At 70.7% G+C, this 20,729-nt stretch carries 18 protein-coding genes; 8 read left to right on the top strand and 10 right to left on the bottom strand.

Features of this window, described 5'->3' with window-relative positions; translation table 11 throughout:
* The first annotated feature begins 117 nt into the window (after nucleotides 1-117).
* Entirely contained in the window at nucleotides 118-801 is a 684-nt protein-coding gene (locus OG406_RS00915) for a DUF4328 domain-containing protein (protein WP_329183258.1), read from the top strand.
* A gap of 127 nt (nucleotides 802-928) precedes the next feature.
* Here the strand turns inward: OG406_RS00915 and OG406_RS00920 are convergent, their stop codons facing one another.
* Nucleotides 929-1,369, bottom strand: coding sequence for a DUF7878 domain-containing protein (locus tag OG406_RS00920; protein WP_329183261.1), 441 nt, complete (start codon nucleotides 1,367-1,369; stop codon nucleotides 929-931).
* Nucleotides 1,370-1,631: 262 nt separating this feature from the next.
* The gene (locus OG406_RS00925; RefSeq protein ID WP_329190598.1) at nucleotides 1,632-2,531 is read right to left on the bottom strand and encodes a helix-turn-helix domain-containing protein; all 900 of its coding nucleotides are present in this window, start codon (nucleotides 2,529-2,531) and stop codon (nucleotides 1,632-1,634) included.
* Between the two features lie 117 nt (nucleotides 2,532-2,648).
* On the opposite strand from OG406_RS00925, the gene OG406_RS00930 reads away from it, so the two are divergent.
* Nucleotides 2,649-4,169, top strand: a complete 1,521-nt coding sequence (locus tag OG406_RS00930; protein WP_329183263.1) for an alpha/beta fold hydrolase — start codon at nucleotides 2,649-2,651, stop codon at nucleotides 4,167-4,169.
* Nucleotides 4,170-4,513: 344 nt separating this feature from the next.
* On the opposite strand, the gene OG406_RS00935 is transcribed toward OG406_RS00930, so the two are convergent.
* Entirely contained in the window at nucleotides 4,514-4,765 is a 252-nt protein-coding gene (locus tag OG406_RS00935; protein ID WP_266619603.1) for a hypothetical protein, read from the bottom strand.
* Between the two features lie 716 nt (nucleotides 4,766-5,481).
* Between OG406_RS00935 and OG406_RS00940 the strand changes: the two genes are divergently transcribed.
* From OG406_RS00940 to OG406_RS00950, 3 genes are all read left to right on the top strand, one after another.
* The gene (locus OG406_RS00940) at nucleotides 5,482-6,078 is read left to right on the top strand and encodes a hypothetical protein (RefSeq protein ID WP_267049918.1); all 597 of its coding nucleotides are present in this window, start codon (nucleotides 5,482-5,484) and stop codon (nucleotides 6,076-6,078) included.
* Complete coding sequence (locus OG406_RS00945) at nucleotides 6,075-7,079, top strand: nucleotidyl transferase AbiEii/AbiGii toxin family protein (RefSeq protein WP_267049917.1); 1,005 nt, start codon at nucleotides 6,075-6,077, stop codon at nucleotides 7,077-7,079. The genes OG406_RS00940 and OG406_RS00945 overlap by 4 nt, the downstream gene beginning before the upstream one ends.
* Nucleotides 7,080-7,212: 133 nt before the next feature.
* Nucleotides 7,213-8,049 (top strand): class I SAM-dependent methyltransferase, encoded by an 837-nt coding sequence (locus OG406_RS00950; protein WP_164374438.1) that lies wholly within the window; start codon nucleotides 7,213-7,215, stop codon nucleotides 8,047-8,049.
* Between the two features lie 421 nt (nucleotides 8,050-8,470).
* Here the strand turns inward: OG406_RS00950 and OG406_RS00960 are convergent, their stop codons facing one another.
* The 5 genes from OG406_RS00960 to OG406_RS00980 form a co-directional block, all read right to left on the bottom strand.
* Nucleotides 8,471-9,541, bottom strand: a complete 1,071-nt coding sequence (locus OG406_RS00960; RefSeq protein ID WP_329183268.1) for a peptidase C39 family protein — start codon at nucleotides 9,539-9,541, stop codon at nucleotides 8,471-8,473.
* 281 nt (nucleotides 9,542-9,822) lie between these two features.
* On the bottom strand, nucleotides 9,823-11,925 hold the full coding sequence (locus OG406_RS00965; RefSeq protein ID WP_329183269.1) for an iron ABC transporter permease: 2,103 nt from the start codon (nucleotides 11,923-11,925) through the stop codon (nucleotides 9,823-9,825).
* A gap of 14 nt (nucleotides 11,926-11,939) precedes the next feature.
* On the bottom strand, nucleotides 11,940-13,004 hold the full coding sequence (locus OG406_RS00970; RefSeq protein ID WP_267049913.1) for an iron-siderophore ABC transporter substrate-binding protein: 1,065 nt from the start codon (nucleotides 13,002-13,004) through the stop codon (nucleotides 11,940-11,942).
* Nucleotides 13,005-13,293: 289 nt separating this feature from the next.
* On the bottom strand, nucleotides 13,294-14,157 hold the full coding sequence (locus tag OG406_RS00975) for an ABC transporter ATP-binding protein (protein ID WP_267049912.1): 864 nt from the start codon (nucleotides 14,155-14,157) through the stop codon (nucleotides 13,294-13,296).
* A 154-nt stretch (nucleotides 14,158-14,311) separates the two neighbouring features.
* Nucleotides 14,312-15,199 (bottom strand): helix-turn-helix domain-containing protein, encoded by an 888-nt coding sequence (locus tag OG406_RS00980; RefSeq protein WP_443067035.1) that lies wholly within the window; start codon nucleotides 15,197-15,199, stop codon nucleotides 14,312-14,314.
* A gap of 160 nt (nucleotides 15,200-15,359) precedes the next feature.
* On the opposite strand from OG406_RS00980, the gene OG406_RS00985 reads away from it, so the two are divergent.
* The gene (locus OG406_RS00985) at nucleotides 15,360-15,887 is read left to right on the top strand and encodes a DUF6584 family protein (protein ID WP_329183272.1); all 528 of its coding nucleotides are present in this window, start codon (nucleotides 15,360-15,362) and stop codon (nucleotides 15,885-15,887) included.
* A 131-nt stretch (nucleotides 15,888-16,018) separates the two neighbouring features.
* Here the strand turns inward: OG406_RS00985 and OG406_RS00990 are convergent, their stop codons facing one another.
* Entirely contained in the window at nucleotides 16,019-16,780 is a 762-nt protein-coding gene (locus OG406_RS00990) for an isocitrate lyase/PEP mutase family protein (protein ID WP_329183274.1), read from the bottom strand.
* A gap of 275 nt (nucleotides 16,781-17,055) precedes the next feature.
* Here OG406_RS00990 and OG406_RS00995 point away from each other — a divergent pair, with 275 nt between their 5' ends.
* Entirely contained in the window at nucleotides 17,056-17,799 is a 744-nt protein-coding gene (locus tag OG406_RS00995) for a phosphotransferase family protein (protein WP_329183276.1), read from the top strand.
* Nucleotides 17,800-18,075: 276 nt separating this feature from the next.
* Here OG406_RS00995 and OG406_RS01000 read toward each other — a convergent pair whose 3' ends face one another.
* Complete coding sequence (locus OG406_RS01000; protein ID WP_164371247.1) at nucleotides 18,076-18,291, bottom strand: DUF6243 family protein; 216 nt, start codon at nucleotides 18,289-18,291, stop codon at nucleotides 18,076-18,078.
* Between the two features lie 809 nt (nucleotides 18,292-19,100).
* Here OG406_RS01000 and OG406_RS01005 point away from each other — a divergent pair.
* Entirely contained in the window at nucleotides 19,101-20,624 is a 1,524-nt protein-coding gene (locus tag OG406_RS01005) for a catalase (RefSeq protein WP_267049910.1), read from the top strand.
* Nucleotides 20,625-20,729: the final 105 nt, after the last annotated feature.

Below are 20,729 nucleotides of genomic sequence, written 5' to 3' on the forward strand. Positions count from 1 at the left end.
GTGCTCGTTGGTGCCCGTTCGTGAGGTGTTCCCCGCTGTGACCCCGGGTTCCCCGAGGGTTATGATCCGCTGCCGACCTGCGGAAACTCCGAACAGGCGGTTTTCAGGGGGCGTGCTGTGGGCGAATCGGTCGGATTGCCGCGGGGGCAGGCTCGGTTTGCCTCCGCCACGATCGCCGCGTTCGCGGTGGTGACGGTCGCCGCCGGTGTCGCAGCGTGGCACAAGCACGAGTTGCTTGCCGGACCGACGGTGGCAGGACCCTACGTCGACAACCCGCTGGTCGGGGCCGACACGTACTTCAGGAATCTGATGGGCTGGCGGACAGGCGTGTTCCTCGCCGCCCTGCTCCAGTTCAGCATCTGGCTCGCCAACATGCGCGACGTCGCCGATACGCTCTGGCCCGAGGGTCAGCGGCGGCGTCGGGCATGGCTCATTTTCGGCTGGGTCGTACCTGTGGCGCAGCTCTTCGTCCCCAAGATGTTCGTCAACGACCTGTGGGCCGCGAGCAGGCCGCAGGAAGATCGTCGTCGCGGGCATCCCCTGCTCACGGCATGGTGGCTGTCCGTGCTCGCCGCCGGTGGGAACACATATGGCGCTGGTCCCAAGGCGCTGAGGGACGCAGCGACCGCCGACGAGGCGCGCCAAGCGCTGCGCCAGATCATGATCGGCGACGCTGTCGACGTCTGCGCCGCCACCCTTTCGGTCGTCGTCATCTGGCAGCTCCTCCGAAGACTGGAGCAAGCCACAGCGACCGTGCTGGCGCACACAGACGCCCAGCCAGTAGCCCCAGCGGGAGCCTGACGGTTCCCTGTCGGAGGCGTCGTCCCGCAGGATGCGGTTGTGGAGGGGCGGGCCTGCCCGGCCGATGGAACTCCAGACCGTCAGGTGCATCGTCGCGTCGGGATGTCACACATCCGCGGGCGACGTCTCACAGCGCGGTAATCAGAGCGGGGTCGATCCCGATGTCCGCCACGTCCTGACGGACCGCTGACACGAACTGTCTGATCGTCGCCACAAGAGAGTCCCAGCCAACGGGCGCGGCCAATGTGTCCGGCAGAAACACCGAGCCGACGCACCATCCCCCGGCAGAGGCCTCAATCCACACCGCGCCGACCTCCGAGTAGGACATCGACTGGAACGCGAAGTCACCACGTTCGCCGTCGGGTTGACGCAGCCAGTCCGCCAGAGCACACGCCAACTCGGCCACGGGAAACTTCGTCTCGGACCACACGACGCAGTCACCGTCCCGAATGACCAGGTCGGCCTCGACGTCAGTGAGGAGTACGTCCAGGGAGGCGGTCGCAGGCCGCATACCGCGTCTGTACAGGTCCGGCGCACCCGCCTTCTGGTGGACGAACGTCACCGCCATCCGGCCCTCCCTGGAGTCTGTGGGGTCCGTCGATCGACGGACAGCCCAGGCCACATACGCTATCGCGCGGTCGCATGGGACTTGCACCAGGACAGATGGCGGAACGGCGCTTGACTGCAGACGGGTCTCGCAACGCCCGTCCGACATCGTCGCGGGCAGGCCTCGAATTCCTGGGCCGACAGGCACCGTACGAGATGCTCGCGGTCCTGGACGGCAGAGGCGGAGGCTGTTCGGCTCCCCCACTCGTCCTGCCCCACCCTCATCAACTCGACGCCTGGGTCGTCTGGTTGTCCAGTGCCGAGCAGAGCCAGTCGTGGGTGATGCCGGGGGTCGGTTCCGACGGGCCGGTGAGTTCGGCGGTGAGATTCCAGTAGTGATCGATCCGCGGGTCCGCGGCGAGCACCCCGCTCAGCCGGTGGCGGAAGGCGGGAGTGTCCCGCGTACCGCGTGAGCGTGCGTAGGCGGAGACGAAGCAGTCGAGGGCCTCACCCTCGTGGGGCGACCGCTGCGCCCGCACCTGCCGCGTGGCCAGGGCATAGGCCTCGCGGAGACCGTCGTAGAGCACCGCCGGGCGGCCTCCGTCGGGGCCGTGCGCGGCGGGCTGGCCCTGGCCGGTGCCCGAGCAGGGCGCCGTGACGAAGGCGTGCAGCCGGGTGAAGGCCAGTACCTGGGTGGGCGTCGGGCTTTCGGGGAGCTGGGGAACCGCCTGGTCGACGATGGCGGAGGCCAGCCAGGCCGGCAGCCGCGGTGGCAGCCAGCGTCGCCAGAAGCGCGCGAGGGGCGCTGTGTTCGGCGGTACGGCGACGGCGCCGATGAGCCTCAGTCGCTCTCCGCGTTCCTCGGGGGCGCAGTCCTGGAGCAGTTGGAGGGCGGCCTCCTGCCAGCGCAGCGCAGTCAGCCGCGAGCCGATCTCGCGCAGCTTGCCGGCGACGACGTCCTCGAGGGAGTCCTCCTCGTCCAGAATCCGGCTCACCTGGGGAACCGGCAGGTCGAGCGTGCGCAGGGAGCGGATCAGCCGCAGGCGGTCGAGCGCCTCGGGACCGTACCGCCGGTGGCCCCCGGTACTGCGGACCCCTTCGGGCAGCAGGCCGCGGTCCGAGTAGAAGCGAACGGTCTTGACGGTGACGCCCGCGCGCTCGGCGAGCTCTCCGATGCTCCACATGCTGCTGTCGGGCGACACGACTTGAACCTCCCTCAGGGGGAGTTCCTACGGTACCGGCGAGCGCGGAGCGGCGGTACGGCCCGCTCCGTGCGGACCGACGTGTGCGAGGAGACGATGATGACGGCATTCATCCTGGTGGCGGGCGCCCACACCGGCGGCTGGATCTGGCAGAAGGTGGCCGCTCGGCTGCGGGAGTCGGGGGCCGAGGTGTATCCGGTGACGCTCACCGGCATGGGTGAGCAGGTGTCCGCGGCGGGGCCCGACACGGACCTGGAGACCCATGTTCGCGATCTGCTGCGGCTGATCGACCAGGTGGACGTGGCCGAGGTGGTGATGGTCGGTCACTGCTACGGCATGTATCCGGTGTTCGGCGCCGCCGATCTGCGTCCGGAACGGATCGCGCGGATCGTCTCCCTGGACGCGGGCATGCCGCAGGACGGGGACCAGGCTCTTTCCCTGGTGCCTGAACCGGCCCTGCGTGAGCGACTGTTGGGCACGGCGGGCGCCGACGGCGACGAGTGGCGTGTCTCGCCTCCCCCGCTCGACGAGTGGCACCGCTGGGGCAGTGTCGAGGGGCTCTCACCGGTCGAGCTGAGTCGGCTGGCGGACAGGGCCGTCGCACAGCCGGCGCGCACGCTGACTCAGCCGCTCCGCCTGTCGGGAGCGGTCTTCGAGCTGCCGGTGACCGGTGTTCTCTGCACCGGCAACGGCTCCAGCATCGCCATGGTGGAAGGCTTGGTGGGTCTCGGAGATCCCCGCTTTCAGATGCTCAGCGATCCGCGGGTGAGCTTCTTCGAACTCGACACCGGGCACTGGCCGATGCTGTCCCGCGCCGACGACGTGGCGGAGGTACTGCTCCGGGCCGCCGCGGGAGAAGGGCGCCGGGTGGCCGCGGCCGGGAGCGAACAGCCGTCGCATCTTCGCCCGTTCCTGCTGGACGTGCCGGAGCGGCCCCGCGAACGGGTGGGCCGGGTCGATCTCCATCTTCCCGACGCTCTTCCCGCAGACGGCTCCAAGTGGCCGGCGGTGGTGTTCGTCCATGGCGGTCCGGTCCACCCCGCCGTGCGGCCGACGCCACGGGACTGGCCGGCCTTCGTCGGCTACGGCCGGGTCGTCGCGGGCAGGGGGGTGGTCGGCGTGACCCTGGACCACCGCCTCCACGATCTCGGCGACTTCGGGCAGGCCGCGGAGGACGTGAACGAGGCCATCGACCTCGTACGCGCCGACCCGCGCGTCGACGAGACCCGTGTGGCGATCTGGTTCTTCTCCGCGGGCGGCCTGCTCTCGGCGGACTGGCTCACCGCGCCCCCGCCGTGGCTGCGGTGCGTGGCGGCGACCTATCCGGTCCTCGCGCCGCCGCCGAACTGGGGGCGCGTGGACCCCCAGTTCCGGCCGGTGGACGCGGTGCGTGCCGCCGGGCGCCTGCCGATCGTGCTGACCCGGGCAGAACTGGACCGCGCGGAGATCGCGGTGACCGTCGAGGAGTTCTTGGCCGTCGCCAAGGAGTGCGACGCCGATGTCGAGGTCATCGACGTCCCGCTCGGCCGCCACGGTTTCGAGACGACCGACCACACGGAGCAGGCTGTGCGGGCCGTCGAACAGGCGGTGCGGGCTGTGGTGGAGCATGTGCGGGGCTGACCTGCCCCATCGCGGTTCCTGCGGGAGAGACCGTCCGATCCGGGGCTCGCAGGGCTTCCTACGGCGAGGGTGACTCGGCGTGATGGCGGCGAGCGACTCCCGGGGCGGGTGATGCCGTCGGTGACATCACCCGCCTCTCCGGACTCCCTCACCGGCATCTCCGCCCGCCGGAGCAACGTCCGCGATCGTCCCGCCGAGAGCCCGCGAGCCCGCGGCGCCTCGGCGGGCCCCGAGCTGAAGAAGTCCCCGCTCCTACTCCTACTGCTACCGCTTCCGCAGCCGGACAGCCGCAAGCCGGCGCTCATCTGCCTCCGGCTGCCCGCCAAAGCCTCCTCGCGGGTCCGTCAGGTGTAGGGGCTTGAGGACATGTAGAGGGTCTCCGGACTGTCCGGAACCACGGGATACGGCATGGTGGTGTGCCGGCGGTGACGGCCGGACTGGCTCACGTCGTACGCGGGGGCCTTGGGTGCCAGCCGCCCCTCCGCCGCGAGCCGCTGGGCGCGCAGGAGCAACTCCTTGGAACTGAGGCCGAGTTCTTCGGCGACGGTCTGGAGGTCAAGGCCGGATTCCCAGCTCCACAGCAGAACGGAGTCCATTCCCGCCGTCCAGACCACCTGCGCGCCCGTCGATGTCTGTTCAGTCAGAGGCGGACGGTTGGGTGGTGCCGATTCCGGGCGGGGGTGAGGCATCTGGGCCCGAGCCGTTTCCGGGGGGCGCTCATCGCTGGGGGCGGAGGCGGGGACGGGCACTGTGGGCTGCGCGGGCATCGCGGCCGGCGGCGGGACCGGAGCCGTCTCCGGGGGCTGAGGAGACGTTTCCGCAGGGGGGCTGAGCAGTTGGTCGGCGACGATTCGGGCGTCCTCCTTCCCGACCGTCCGCCGCGCGACCCGTACCTCACGCTCATTGAGTCCCATCAAATCCGCCACCGCCGCGTCGCTGCCGACGGTGATCGCAAACGCGGCGAGTGTCCTCGTCCGGCTGGCCACGGCTTCGTCCATCACCGCCTGCGCCTCGCGCACCCGGTCATCTCTACTGCAAAACGCCTCGGCAAGAAGGCTGTTGCGTTCCCAAAGTTCACGTGATTCCACGCCGGGACAACGTTTCTGCGCCGCGCACGACACCCGATCCGAAGTGGATCACCCGAAGGGGCCATCGCCGGGGATCACCAGCGTGCGTCTCCGGCGATACGAATGGCTCGGCGCACCGCGGGAGCTGGAGCTCGAGGCACTGTGCGGGCTGGGGCTCCGGACGGATGTGAGCGGCCGTGATCTGGCAGGATTCGCGGGTGTCCGCATCCCTGTACGAATCGCATGTGACAGTCCTCTGTGCCGACGCCACCGAGTGGGTACGGCTGCGGCGGTGGGCGGCGTCGGCCGGTCTGAAGCTGACGCACATCGTGCTGGCGCGCGGCCGGATGCGCGATCAGCCGATGCTCACCCTGTCCGGTTCCTCGTCGTACGTGGAGCAGTCCGAACGCGTGCGGGACGTCGTGGCGGGACTTCGCGCGGACGGTTTCGAGCCGGTACGGGTGAAGACCGAGTCCACCCCGTGGGCTGCGGAAGTACCGGCCCGGCTCGGCAGGGACGACGACCGCTACTTCGAGCATCACGTGAAGCTGCTGCTGAATGCGGACACGGACCTGTCCACGCTCGCCGACCGGGTGGTGCCCCACGGCGCTCACCTGTCGTGGAACGCCTTGCGGGTGCGGGCCGGCGCACGGCACGAGCGGTTCGTGACACAGAGGTGCCGTGGAGCGGGTGCCGACGGCGCGGGGCGAGCGCTGGAGCGGCTGCTGAGAGATCTGGACGGATTCATGGTGCTGGGCGTGGAGCGGGAGTTCGTGCTCCACGACAGCGACCTGAGTGTGGACGACGGTTGGCTGGCGGAGTCTGTGGAGGTACTGAGATGAGTGGAACGGCGTGGGACGGGTTCGGTTGGCAGGACGCCGAGATCCCCCGGGAACCGTTGGACGAGGCCACCCGCGTCGCGCAGCAGCTGCCCAGGACGCTGCAACCGGTGCCAGGGGAGGACGTGGTGCAGCGCCCTGTCTTCGACCCGTCGCTCAAGCACTTCCAGAACGCCTACCGCGCGACCGATCCGCGGTTCAGCGATCCGACGCGCGGCGTGTCGTGGCGTGCGGCCCGGCGCCGGGCCCTCCACCTGGTGCTGGACGCGATCGCCGCGTCGCAGTGGAGGGAGGCACTGGTGCTGCGGGGCAGCGTGCTGATGTCGATGTGGTTCCCGGACGAGGCTCGCGAGCCCGGTGACCTGGACTTCGTCGTGGTCCCCCACACCTGGAAGATCGACGAGGACCGTACCCACCAGATGCTGCACGGGATCGCCGCGGCAGCTCAGACGCTGGCCGAGGAGCGCGGATCCGAGGTCGAGATCTCGGCGTCGGGCGCGGTGATCGAGGGCATCTGGACCTACGACCGGGTACCGGGCAGCCGCATGGTGCTGCCGTGGGGTGCGCCGGGGCTGCCCGGCGGCCACGTCCAGCTCGACTTCGTGTTCAACGAACACCTGCCTGAAGCCGCCGAGCCGGTAGAACTGCCCGGCGGCACCGTCCTGCAGGCGGCCACCCCCGAACTGTCCCTCGCCTGGAAGTTGATGTGGCTGATCAACGACATGCACCCCCAGGGTAAGGATCTGTACGACGCCGTTCTGCTGGCCGAACGGCACGTGCTCGGCTACGACTTGCTGCACGAGGTGTTCAGGCTGTCGGGCGAGTGGCCCTCTCCGGGCAGCGAGCGGCGGATCCGGTCCGCGGACGTGACGGAGTCGGTCAAGCACGTGGAGTGGGACCACTTCGTCACCGAGTACCCGCGCTTCAGGGACGCCGAGCGGGAGTACGCGGAGCGGCTGGTACGGGCTGTGGCGACGACGTTCCAGGATGATGTCGACGGCTGATCGGCACTCGGTGTCCAGGCCGCGCGGGCTGTCCTCAGGGTGGAGTAGTACAGTCCGTTCCCTCCTCCGGAGTCGGGCTCGGCGCTCCCCGGAGCCGAGCCGGAATCCGCCTCTCGTCGGCGAGGAGAGAGTCATGACAGCGAAGCCCTCCGGGGTCTGGGCCACGGCCGTCGGGGTCGCTCGGGTCCGAGCCCGCGAGACCCGGCGCGAGAACCCCTTGTTCCTGGACCCGCTCGCGGAGGCATTCGCGGTCGCCGGTGGCCTGCCGGTGGACGGGGAACCGCTGCACGCGCCCGTGGACGAAGCGGCCCGTCGGCGCTGGGGCGCGGTCGGGCTCTCGATCGTGGTCCGCACCCGCTTCCTCGACGAGCTCCTGGGCGACGCGGCCGCAGCGGGCTGCCGCCAGGTGGTCCTGCTCGGCGCCGGCATGGACAGTCGGGCCTATCGACTCGACTGGCCTTCGGGGACCCGTCTGTTCGAGATCGACACGGCAGAACCGCTGGACTTCAAGGAGTCGGTGCTCCGGGCCGAGCGGGCCGAGCCCCACTGCGAGCGGATCACCGTCCCCGTCGACCTGCGTGACGACTGGCCCGGTGCCCTGTCCGCTTCCGGCCACGATCCGGCGCTGCCCACGGTGTGGATCGCTGAGGGCCTGCTGATCTACCTGCCCCAGGACGCGGTCGACCGCCTCCTCGGACAGGTGGGAGAGCTGTCCGCGAGCGGCAGCCGGATGGGCCTGACACTGGGACAGCCCGGGGTCCTCGAACGCTTCGCCCAGGACACCGGCACCCCGGCGTCGATGTGGCTCTCCGAGATGCCGTCGGACCCGGTGACCTGGCTGGACGGTCTCGGGTGGGACGCCCGCGCGTACACCCTGCGTGAACGCGCGGCGGCGTACGGACGACCGGTCGCGACGCCCGAGGAGCAGCCGCCGAGACACGGCGGCCTCATCTCCGCGGTACGCCGCTGAGCGCGACGCACGTCCGCGAGCCCGACCACACCCTGGTGCGCCCCTCCCGGAAGTCCGCTGGCAGAACACCGGCGTGGGAGTTCCTGGCCTTGGGCCACGGGCTTTCAGTTCGTCGCGTTCGCTCCGTCAACCACCTGACCGAGGCCGGGCTGGAGTCCGAACCCCTCCAGTACCCGGGCGATACCCGGGGCCCGAAGACATCGCGGCTCACTGACCTGGACGATGACCCGATCGAGTTGGTGGAGTGGCCGTCCGGGCATCCCGACGGCATCACCGCAGCGGACTTCGCCTGACGCGGTCGCGGTCGCGGTCTGTGAAGCTACGGGTCCGCCGCAGAGGTCCGCACACGTCCAGGGCGCAGAGGTCCGTACACGTCCAGGGGTCCACTCCCCTTTCGTCCGCCGACGGAGGCGCCGAAGTGCTACGCGTGCCCGATGATCACCGTGCCGTGGATGCGGTCCCCCGAGACGGTCGACATCGTGGCGAGCGAGGGGTCGGGCACCGGCAGCAGATGGGCGTCGACCCAGGTGTCGCCCGTCGCCGCGTTGGCCCACGGGTCCTCGATCACGACGGCGTCGGGCGTGACACCGTGGCAGAGCACCCAGTGCGGCACGTCGAACCCCTGCATGGCGGCGAGCGAGACCAGGAGCAGGACGCTCTCCTGTCGGCCGATCGCCTCCCGGATCGCTGTGATGGAAAGGGGGTTCGGGTCAATCGGCACGCCGATTCGTTCGGCCTCCGTACGGGATGCGCTCTGGAGGACCGCCCGCCATTCCTGTTCGCCTGCGGGGAGATGGTCGATCAGTACCGGGCGGTCCGTGTCCAGGTGGACGGTGACGGGGGACGCCGGCCACCGGCGGTGCACCGCGACGCCGAGGCCGACGGGTTCACACGCGAGGAAGTTGGTCGCCTCGCGCCACAGGGACAGTTCAGCCCGGCGGTCGAACTCCTCACTGGGCATCACACCCGCGTGCGCCTGCGCGACCAGGGCGGTGACGGCACCACAGGTGAAGTGCGTGGTCTGCCCGTAGTACGGGGGTTCGGTCACCACGCCGTCGTGCAGCCGGCGGATGTAGCCGGTGGCGGGCCCTGCCGCACCCTCCGACAGGGCGAGTGGAGGACGCAACGGGACGAAGCCCGCGGCAGCGGCCTCCTCGGGGTCCGCTGTCCAGCCTTCCCACGTGACCTGGGCGAGTTCCCTCCCGCGTGCGTGGTCGACCACGGCCTCAAGGGCTGCCGGTACGTCGCCGACGGCATCGACGATCTTCAGATAGGCCGTGTGCGGACGGGCCGTCACCAGGGCCGCGGCGACCCAGTCCTGACCATCGGCGGCCGCGACGGCGACGACGTGAGGGGTGTGGAGGGAACGGTCGACCGCCAGCCAGCGCTCCAGCACGTCCTGGCGCACCAGCCGCCTCAGCTGATCCGGCAACGCGTCGGGCACGAACGCGACGACGATGTTCTTCACGGGCGCTTCCTGTCGGGACGGCATTGCGGTGCTCCTGAACGGGTCGGACAAATCGGGGAGAGGATCGGGGCCGGGACGACTCCCTGGCGGGCGGCGACGGGGCCGGCCGACGGCCGACCACCGCCAACCGGCAACCGGCAACCGGCGGTGGACGACGGAAGTCGGTTCGCGCCCCCGGGGCACGTCCGGGAGCCGGTCGGGGGCCGGCCACTCGGACACGCCGGCGCGGTCCGCACGCGCATCACCGGCCGTGGTGCGCGCATGCCCGCGGGGCAGTGCGCCTGACGACCGCGCCACCACGGGCGTCACGCGCGGGACTTGCGGAGCACCCAGATGAAGTACGGCCCACCGACCAGCGCGATCATGAGCCCTGCGGGCACCTGGGCAGGTACGACGACGGTGCGGCCGAGGGCGTCGGCCACGCACACCAGCAGGGCGCCGAGCAGCATCGCGACCGGGATCGACCGGCCGTGCCGGGCGCCCACCAGCGACCGGGCGAGGTGCGGGGCGACGAGCCCGACGAAGCCGACGACCCCGACGGCGACCACGCTGAGCGCCGCGAGCACGGCGGCGATCGCGAGTGCTCCGAGCCGTGTGCGTTCCACGTTGACACCGACGATGCGCGGGGTGTCCTCGTCGACGGCGAGCAGATCGAGTCGGCTGCGCATGGCGAGCAGCACGGGCAGTGCGATCGTCAGGGCCACCGCGACCGGCAGGACGTCGGGCAGCGTGCGGCCGTAGGTCGTACCGGAGAGCCAGGTGAAGATCCGGGGCGTGTTGTACGGGTCGGCGCGCAGCAGCAGGAAGGTGGTGATGGAGCTGAGGCCGTACCCGCAGCCGATGCCGATCAGTACGAACCGGTCGGGCAGGAAGCCGCCGCGCCAGGCCAGCAGGGCGATCACAGTGAACGTGGCCAGGCCGGCCAGGACCGCGACGGCGATGAGCACCGTCCGTCCCCCCGACAGGTCGGAGGTGACGACGCCCGCCGCGCCCAGCCCGGCGCCCGCCGTGATGCCCAGAATGCCCGGCTCCGCCAGCGGGTTGCGTACCGCGCCCTGTACGACGCATCCGGCCAGTCCGAGTGCCGCGCCGGCGAGGACCGCCGCTGCCACGCGCGGGACCCGGTCGTCGAGAGCCTGGCCGATCAGGTCGGGGGCGGCGCCTCGTACCCAGAGCGCGATGTCGCCCGTCCGCAGCCAGAGGCTTCCTGCCAGGGTCGCCACGAGGATCGCCCCCGCAAGGAGGACCAGCGTGCCGAACACGACGAGGAGGAAGGCGCGTCGGGACCGTGCGGCGACCTTCGCGTGCGGAGGGTGCTGGAGCCGGCCGGTGTCCCGCAGTCGCAGAGCGAGGACCACGATCACGACGGAGCCCAGCAGTCCGGTCGGCACGCCGGTGGGGATGGAGGCGGCCCCGTCGGCGCCCTGTACGGCGCGCAGGGTGGCGTCCGCGAGGAGGATGAGCAGTGCTCCGAGCAGCCCGGCCGCGGGTACCAGGTAGAGATGCCGGCGCAGTGCCCCCACCCGCGCGGCGATCAGGCGGGCCAGGACGGGGGCGCCGAGGCCGACGAAGGAGATCGGACCGGCGAGCGTCACCGCGGTGCTGGTGAGGAGTACCGCGCAGAGAACAGCGGTCACGCGGGTGGTGCGGATCGGCACGCCGAGGGTGGACGCGGCGTCGTCGCCGAGGTTCATCACGTCCAGCCGTCGGGACAGAGCCAGGGCGACGCAGGAGACCACCGCCACGAGCGGCAGGGCTCGCATCGACGCGTCGATGTTGAGCTGGGCGAGCGAACCGCTCCCCCACGCGAAGAGACCGGTCGTGTTCTGGTCGAACAGGATCAGGAGCATCCCGGACGCAGCGTCCAGGGCCATCGCCATGGCGGATCCGGCGAGGATGAGACGGGTGCCCGCGGTGCCCGCGGCGCGTCCCGCGAGCAGCAGCACGAGTGCCGCGGCGACCAGGCCGCCCGCGAAGGCGACGGCTCCGGACGCCCACAGCGGGACCGCGAGGCCGAAGGCGGCGATGAGGGTGAGCGTGAAGTAGGACCCGGCTGTGACCGCGAGGGTGTCGGGTGAGGCGAGCGCGTTGTGGGTGACGGACTGGAGCAGCGTGCCGGCGCAGCCGAGGCCGAAGCCCACAGCCACCCCGGCGAGCAGACGCGGAACACGCGAGCCGGAGATGATCTCGGCGACCGGCGGTCCGCCGGCCTTCTCGCGTTCACCGGCGAGGTGGCGCAGCAGGTCCGCGACGCCGACACCCGACGTCCCCTGCGTCAGGTGCCACAGGCCCACGAGGGTGGTCACGAGGAGAAGCAGTCCGAGGACGGCCGCCCCGGCGGGGCCGCCGCCGCGCTCGGCACGCGGCGCCGCTCCTCCGCCGGCCGGCGACCCGGGAGGAGCGCTCACCGTCTGCGATGTGCTCACTTCTTGTCGAGGACGTCGACGTAGGCGTCGATCGCCTGCTCGCAGGAGCGCGGACCGCCGGCGCCCCAGACACGCGCCGGGAACGCGTGCGCGCGGCCCTCCTTGACGGCCGGGAGGGTCTTCCAGATCGGGTTCTTGGCCAGCGCCGCGACGTACCCGCCAGCTCCCTCGTCGTTGGCGTAGAAGATGTTGGCGTTACCCACGGCGGCGAGTCCCTCGACGTCGGTCTGTGCGAGGCCGTAGGCGGGGTCGACGCCGCCGTCGCCGTGCGCCTTGTTGACGTCGTTGGTCCACGCGGGCTTCATGCCGAGTTCCTTGCCTATCTCGGTGAACAGGGCGCCGTCGCTGTAGGGGCGGATGGTGAGGTTGCCGCCCTCGAGCCATCCGTCGAAGAACAGGAAGTCGTTCGTCGGCAGGTCGGCGTCGACGACCTGCTGCTTGGCCTTCGCCAGGTGCTGGTCGAACTCCTTGAGCACCTGGTCGGCGCGCTCGGTGCGTCCCGTGGCCTTGCCGATCATGCTGAACACGTCCCGCATGTTGCCGATCGGGTCGTCCGGGTTAGCGCCTCGGGTCGCCATCACGGGGACGCCCCGCTTCTCCAGCTTCGCGATGGTCTCGTCGTCGGCGTCGAACGCCTCCACGACGATGAGGTCGGGCTTGGCGGCGTAGAGCGTGTCGAGGTCGGGCTCCTCACGGGTGCCGATGTCGGTCACGCCCGCGGGCAGCTTCTCCGCGCTGACCCAGGTGCTGTACCCCTTGGCGTCGGAGACCGCGGTCGGGGTGACGCACAGGGTCAGGGCGTCTTCCACCTGCTGCCATTCGAGGACCGCGATCCGCTGGGCGGGGTGGTCGAGCTTCACCTGCCGGCCGACGCCGTCCTTGAAGGAGACCGGCCGCGTCGCGGTGGTCGTGGTGTCGTCGGCGCAGCTCTTCGAGGCAGGCGACGCGCTCGCGCTGTTGGCGGGCGCGGCCTTGTCGACGTCGGTGGTTCCGCAGGCCGTCGCGGCGAGGGCGACGAGACCTGCGGAGGCTGAAGCCGCCAGGAGACGGGCACGGTTCATTGAGGTTCCTCTTTCTTGCGAGCGCTGTGCGTTCTTCGTGCGATGCGCTGTTCGTTGCGACGGGTGACAGCGGCGGACGCGCCGTTGCGATCGGGCGTCGCCCGGGGGTTCATCGGTGCGAGGGCAGGCGGGGCGGGGCCCGCTGCGCGTCGTTCGGTACGGGGAGAAGGCATGGTGGACCTGCCCGCGTCGGCCGGGGAGCCGGCCGGTTGGGCGGGAAGGTGCGGCGAGGCGCTTCGGGCGGGTGCCGTCGGACGGACGAGTGCGGGGAGTTCCGGACGCGTCCGGTTCAGGCGGGGTACCGCCCGATGGGGTCGATGCGAAGGCGGCCCGTGCGGGGATCGACGGCGACTTCGACGCGGATGTCGTAGACCTCGCTGATGTTCTCGGCGGTGAGGACGTCGACGGGTTTGCCGGCCGCGTGCACGCGGCCGGAGCTCATCAGGATGAGGGTGTCCGCGACACGGGACGCCTGGTCGAGGTCGTGCAGCACGATCCCGACGGCGATGCCGTGCTCCTCGACGAGATCGCGCACCAGGTCGAGTGTCTCGATCTGGTAGCGCAGGTCGAGGTGGTTGGTCGGCTCGTCCAGCAGCACGACGCCGGTGTCCTGGGCCAGGCATGCCGCGAGCCAGACACGCTGCATCTCCCCGCCCGAGAGTTCCCCGACGAGCCGGCCGGCCATGTCCCGCACCCCGGTGACGCCCATGGCACGGTCGACGGCGCTGCGGTCCTCGACGCTCGGTCCGCCGAAGCCCCGCCGGTAGGGATGGCGTCCGAACGCCACGACCTCGGCCACCGTCAGTCCCTGGGGCGCGGGCCTCGACTGGGAGAAGAGCGTGACCTCGCGGGCGAACTGCCGGGAGCTGAGCAGGGCTGCGTCGCGTTCGGACGTCCCGTCGGCGGCGCCCAGGGTCACCCGTCCGTCCTCGATCCGGTGCAGTCGGGAGAGCGAGCGCAGCAGTGTGGACTTCCCGCTGCCGTTCGGCCCCACCAGTGCGGTGGCGCGACCGGGTTCGAGGGCGAGGGACACGCCGTGGACCACGGGCTTGGCGCCGTACCTCAGCACCAGGTCGTGCCCGTTGAGGGCGGCCGCCGGCGTGGCAGGGCCGGCCGCGGGGCGGTCGACGGGCCGGGGGGAGCTTGTGAGCATGGACGGATCCGGACGTTCGGAGGGGCAACGATCTCGGCACCCTCCGTCCCGCCGTCACCGGCCGGGCCGCAGACTCCTCCGCATACGGAAACCACCGTTCACGGCGAGCACCAACTAAGGGTCACCTAACTCCGAGAAGGCTATATTCCGCTCGCTACGCCGACAATCCGGAGTTCGGGACCCTCGATACGGGAATCCGGACACCTCCGCGGGCGTCGTCGGCCGTGCTGAAGTACGCACCCGGGGTCGTCCCCATGACCCGTCGGAACGCGGCGATGAAGGAACTGGGCTGCGCGTAGCCGAGCGTCTCCGAGATGGTCATCACGTCGAACCCCTCGGACAGCAACGTCAAGGCCCGGTGCACCCGCAGGACCTGCCGCCACTGCGCGAAGGAGAGACCGGTCGCGCGACGAAACGCCCGGGTGACCGTGCGGTCGCTGACGCCCAGCAGTCGCGCCCACTCCTCCAGCGACCGGCCGTCGGCGGGATCGTCCAGCAGGGCCTCGGCGATCGCGTCGATCCGGGAGTCGCCGGGAAGCTGCAGGGCGAACTGGTGCTCCGACGGCACGAGCACGTCGAACACGACCGCCTCGGCCCGGGTCCTCGCCGCCGCGTCGAGATCCGTGCGGGACAGGTGCGTCAGCAGTGACTCCAGCAGCGGAGTCATCGCGATCGCCTTCGGTTCCTCGAAGGCGATCGGCGTGCGGTCGGGGGCGAAGAAGGCGTCGTGGAACTCGGCGCCGGCCGTGGCCCGACCTCCGTGCACCACACCGGCGGGCATCCACAGCCCATGTCCCTCGGACACGGTGAAGACGCGGTCCCGCACCCGTGACGTGAGCGTCCCGCCCCGCACCCACACGAGTTCGTGCTGAGGATGCGAGTGCGGTGACCACTCCGTGGGAACGCGGGGGATGTGGAGCCCGGCGTTGATGACGAAGGGTTCCACGGTCCGCTCCGGCAGCGCGGCCGCCCGAAGCACGACAGTTCCGGCCTCGCGGCGCCACATCCCGGGGCTCGCCTCACCTCGGGAAGATCGAACCATGCGGACGAGTCTATCCGGGGGGCCTCGGGCGGGACCGCCGGCATCGGGCCTGCCGTCGTGCGCGGGCGGGACCGCGGACGCCAGACCTCCCTCGTACGCGGGCGGGCCGCTCGACAAAACCGGGTCGACACAGATCAGTTCCGTAATCGATCATCCGTTCATGCCCTTGACAGAGACCCTCGCCCGTATCGACGCGGACCTGGTCGCCGGGCGGATCCCCGTCGCGCGCCAGCGCCTGCGCGGTCTCCTCTCGTCCTTCCCGCACGACCTGACGCTCCGCCGTCGTCTGGCCGAGGTGTACCGCCTGTACGGCGACGCCGCCGAGGCCGGGCGCTGGATGTACCTCGAAGAGGACCGGAACCTCGACGAGACCGCCGCCTTCGAGGCCCGGTACCGGTCTCCCGCGCGGCGGATGAAGGCACTGGCCTGGCACGGCCCCGAGACGAAGGCAGGCAACGCCTTCGCGGAGTCACAGCTGGCGGCGGTGCGCGGCGCCTGCGCCGATAAGCTGGGCCGTCCCGTCGACTGGACCCGTCCCGCCTCCTACCAGGACGGCCTCAAGGATGAACACGAGCCGCCCTCCGAGCCGTTGACGCCAGGCGGCGTGCTGGCGGGCGTCGGCTGCGTGGTGGCGGTCCTCGGATTCCTGGCGATCTGGGTGAACGGACTCGTTGCCCTCTTCGACTGACGTCAGGTCACCGGGGCCGGCGAGGAACGGAACGCGGCTCAAGACCCGGCGAAGGATCCGCTGTTGCCGGAAGGGCCGGTTCCCGCGACGCGCGTCGCGGGAACCGGCCCTTGCGGCGTCTCCGTCCGTTCCTAGGGCGCCCAGGGACCGAGCATGTCCTTGATCGCGTCCGTCAGCGCGAACTGCAGCAGCGGGCCGTAGGTGATCCGGCCGACGCCGAGGCGGCGGAAGCGCTCGAGGTCGTGCTTGACGGGATGAGCCGTGGAGTTCACGGGAACGGTCACGGCGCCGGTCACCGCGGTCAGCAGTTCGTCGTTGTCCTGGATCCCCACCGGGTAGACGCTGTCGGCACCGGCCTGCTCCAGGGCCCGCAGTCGCTCGATCGCCTCGTCGAGGACGGCGGAGGGATCCTTCGCGTGCAGGAAGAGGTCGGTACGCCCGTTGACCCACACAGGGATCCCGGCGTCGTCGGCCGCCGCGCGCAGGCCGGCGATGTAGTTCGCGTGCTCCTGCGTGCTGCGCACCCGTCCGCCGTCCGAGTGGACGGTGTCCTCGACGTTGAGACCCACGCCTCCGACTTCGGTCAGGCCGGCGATGAGATCCGCGGGCTTCTGGCCGTACCCGGCCTCCAGGTCCACGGACACGGGGATGTCGACCGCTGCGACGATCGGCCTGACGGCGGCGAGTACCTCCTCGAAGGTCTGCCCCTCGTGGTCGTCGGCCCCGCGGGAGTCGGCGAGCGGATGGCTGCCGATCGTCAGCGCGTGGAACCCGGCGCCGGCGGCCGCCCGCGCGGACCAGACGTCCCAGACGGTCGGCAGCACGAGCGGCTTGTTCTCGGCGTGCAGCTGCTTGAGGCGTTGAGCGCGCTCAACGGTGGTGCGAAAGTCCATGCCGAGGACGCTACCCCCGGATCGCCACGAAGAACGTGCCGGCAGGGCCCCGTCCGGCATCCTTCGCGGACCCGGGTCGGCCACGGACTCCCGAGAGATGGGGTGGGCTCGACCCGGTCGAGCTCGGTGTCGTGCACAAGGCCGAAGGCCGACTGGCAGCGGGCAGCGGGCAGCGGGCAGCGGGCAGCGGGCAGCGGGCAGCGGGACACCGACCCGGGCGTCGCACGCGACAAACCCCACGACGCCGGCGGTCGGTCCCGGAAGACTGGTCGCCCATGGATGAGGTCGAAGTCGTCGTCGCCCATTCCGAGCGCGCGACCCTGCGCGTCGGCGACATGTTCCTGAAGGTGGACGCCGATCAGGCGCGCATCGACGCCGAGGTGGCGGCCATGGCCCTGGCGCCGGTCCCGACCCCTGAAGTGCTGTGGCGCAAGCCGCATGTGCTCGCGATGGCCGCACTCCCGGGAACGACGGTCGGACGCCTCGGCGGCCCGTCGACCGGTTCGCCGGGGGCCTGGGCCGCGGCGGGCGCCGCCATCCGGAAGCTGCATGACGCGCCCCTGCCTCCGTGGCCCGGCCGGGGGCGGGGCCTCGACGAGTTGAGGACGGAACTCGACGAGGAGTGCGAGGCGCTCGTGACGAACGGCGTCCTGCCCGCCGACCTGGTCACCCGCAACCGCCAGGTCGCCGAGGCCGCCCTGCGGCCGTGGACTCCGGCGTTCACACACGGCGACCTGCAGATCGCGCACGTCTTCGTCGAGGACGACGAGGTGACCGGCATCATCGACTGGTCCGAGGCGGGGCAGGGTGACGCCCTGTACGACCTCGCCACCTTCACCCTCGGACACGAGGAGCACCTCGACGACGTCATCGCCGGCTACGGCACCGACGTCGATCTGGCCGTGATCCACGCGTGGTGGGCGCTGCGAAGCCTGCTGGTGGTCCGCTGGCTGATCGAGCACGGCTTCGACCCGTTCACGGCAGGCTGCGAGGTCGACGTGCTGAGATCCCGCATGTGAGGCTGCGCAGACTGACTCTTGGGTGGCCCCTCGGGACAGCGGCGTTCCCGATCACGGGCGTCGCGGGTGAGGCGCTGACGTGGCAGGCCCAATCCCCCGACGGCCGCCCGGGGGCGATGGTCGCGGCCGTGCTCGCCGTCGTCGGAACGGCTGCCTATGTGAGTCGAGGCCCAAGGCTCCGAACGTCGTCGGAGAACGTCTGACGGGGCAGGGCCCGGACCGCTCTTCGCGGTCCGGGCCCTGCCCCGTGCGGTGCCGCCGTGCGGCGGCGGTGCGTCAGCTCTGTGCGGTGGCGTCGCCCGCCTGCCCGGCACCCTCGGCCGCGGCCGCCTTCTCGCGCATCTTGCGCACCAGCTCGGCCTTCTGGTCGGCGGCGCCCTGACGGTCGAGGTTGCGGTACGGCCCGTTGTTCTGTCGCTCGGCGCGGGACAGCTTCTTGCGCTGGCCACCGCCCTGGCCCACGGGGTTGTTGATGTTCTTGCTGACGGTCATGGGTTCTCCGGGTCATGAGGTGAAGTGATCTACGGATTCATCGGTGGGGACGGGCGGCGCCGTCGAAGGACGTCAGCGGGGGCCCCACGCCCTCACTCGTAAATCGCCGTCGGGAAGAACATGACAAAGACGTTACCCGGTTCCTCCACCCCCACAGACCACATTCCGCCCGCCCCGGCGTCTGCCGGGCTTCGACGGGCGCCCGGAACACGGCGCCGTCGAAAACGGCTGGGCTTCGGCTCCGGTCGAGGTCACTCCGACCTGATGGGAGACATAGTCAACGTCATCGTGGTCCGTGAGACCGGCACGTACGAGCTGTACCGGACCGGCAGGGCGGTCGGCATCGACCTCGATCTGCTGGACGGGCCGGCGGCGGTTCTCGCCATGCTCCCTGAGCTGCGCCGGGACGGCGGCCGGGCGGGCAGGGAGGCGGTGGCCGGGAACACGGTCGCGGCACGGCATCGGCATCCCGCGTCACTCGTATGGCGCCGTCAGGGTCGGGCTGTCGGATCGCCGCGGGCGCCGCCTCCGGGCTCGGCTCCCGCGTTTCCGGACGGAGCCTGCCCTGTGGGGGACGCCCGGCTGTCGCTGGCGGGGCACGACAGGACGGGCGATGTTGGGGGGTGGCGCTTTAGCCCGGTTCATGAGCGTTTTACGACGTCGATCGCGGGTTACTCGTGCCTCGCTGTCGGAGTAGGGGCGGCAGGTACCCGGCTACGGCCGGGAACGTGCAGCCCCCGGCCGTGATGTGCACGGCCGAGGTCAGTGTTCCGTGTACCCGCTCGCATCATCGAAGGGGAAGATCGAGAATGACCGACACCACACCCAAACCGACCACCACCGACGCAGGCATCCCGGTGGAGAGCGACGAACACTCGCTCACCGTCGGCCCGGGCGGACCCATTCTGCTGCAGGACTCGTACCTCATCGAGCAGATGGCACAGTTCAATCGTGAGCGCATCCCCGAGCGTCAGCCGCACGCGAAGGGCAGCGGCGCGTTCGGTCGTTTCGAAGTCACCGCGGATGTGAGCGCCTACACCAAGGCGGCGGTCTTCCAGCCCGGCACCACCACCGAGCTCGTCACCCGGTTCTCCACCGTCGCCGGTGAGCGGGGAAGCCCGGACACCTGGCGCGACCCGCGCGGCTTCGCGGTGAAGTTCTACACCAGCGAGGGCAACTACGACATGGTGGGCAACAACACCCCCGTGTTCTTCGTGAAGGACCCGATGAAGTTCCAGCACTTCATCCGGTCGCAGAAGCGCCGCGCGGACAACAACCTGCGTGATCACGACATGCAGTGGGACTTCTGGACCCTCTCCCCCGAGTCCGCCCACCAGGTCACCTGGCTGATGGGCGACCGCGGCATCCCGCGCAGCTGGCGGCACATGAACGGCTACACGTCGCACACCTACATGTGGATCAACGCGCAGGGCGAGCGCTTCTGGGTGAAGTACCACTTCAAGACCGACCAGGGCGTCGAGACGTTCACCCAGCACGAGGGTGACCAGATGGCGGCGGCGGACACCGACTACCACACCCGGGATCTCTTCGAGCACATTCGTGACGGCGAGTATCCGAGCTGGACACTGTACGTGCAGGTCATGCCGTACGAGGAAGCGGTCGACTACCGCTTCAACCCCTTCGACCTGACCAAGGTGTGGCCGCACGGCGACTATCCCCTGATCGAGGTCGGGCGGATGACCCTGGACCGCAACCCCACGGACAACCACGCGGAGATCGAGCAGGCCGCGTTTCAGCCGAACAACCTCGTCCCGGGCATCGGTCCGAGCCCCGACCGCATGCTCCTGGCGCGCCTGTTCTCGTACGCGGACGCGCACCGCTACCGGATCGGAGCCAACTACCAGCAGCTGCCGGTCAACGCTCCCGTCAACCCGGTGCACACGTACTCCAAGGACGGGGCGATGGCGTACCGCAAGACCAGCGACCCGGTCTACGCGCCGAACTCGAAGGGTGGCCCTGCCGCCGACACCGCCCGGTTCGGCACTCCCCCGAGCTGGCACGCCGACGGGGACATCACCCGCGCCGCGTACGTCTCGCATCCCGAGGACGACGACTGGGGTCAGGCCGGCACCATGGTGCGCGAGGTCCTGGACGACGCGGCGAGGGACCGGCTCGTGGACAACGTGGTGGGCCACTTGCTCAACGGCGTCTCCGAGCCGGTGCTGCAGCGCGCGTTCGAGTACTGGTCGAACATCGACAAGTCGATCGGTGAGCGCATCCAGCAGGGGGTGCGTGCCAAGGCCGACGAGAAGGACCCCAAGGCCTCCGAGCAGGGCAATCCCGCACGTCGAAGCATGCAGCACAAGGCCTGACCAGTCTTCTGAAGGCGCGGTCCAGAGGCGCGTGGTCCAGAACCGGGCCCGCCTTCCACGCTGTTGCTGCCGGCCCGTCTCGTGGCCGGCAGCAACGGCGTGTGC

It is taken from the genome of Streptomyces sp. NBC_01428 (assembly GCF_036231965.1).
GTDB lineage: Bacteria > Actinomycetota > Actinomycetes > Streptomycetales > Streptomycetaceae > Streptomyces.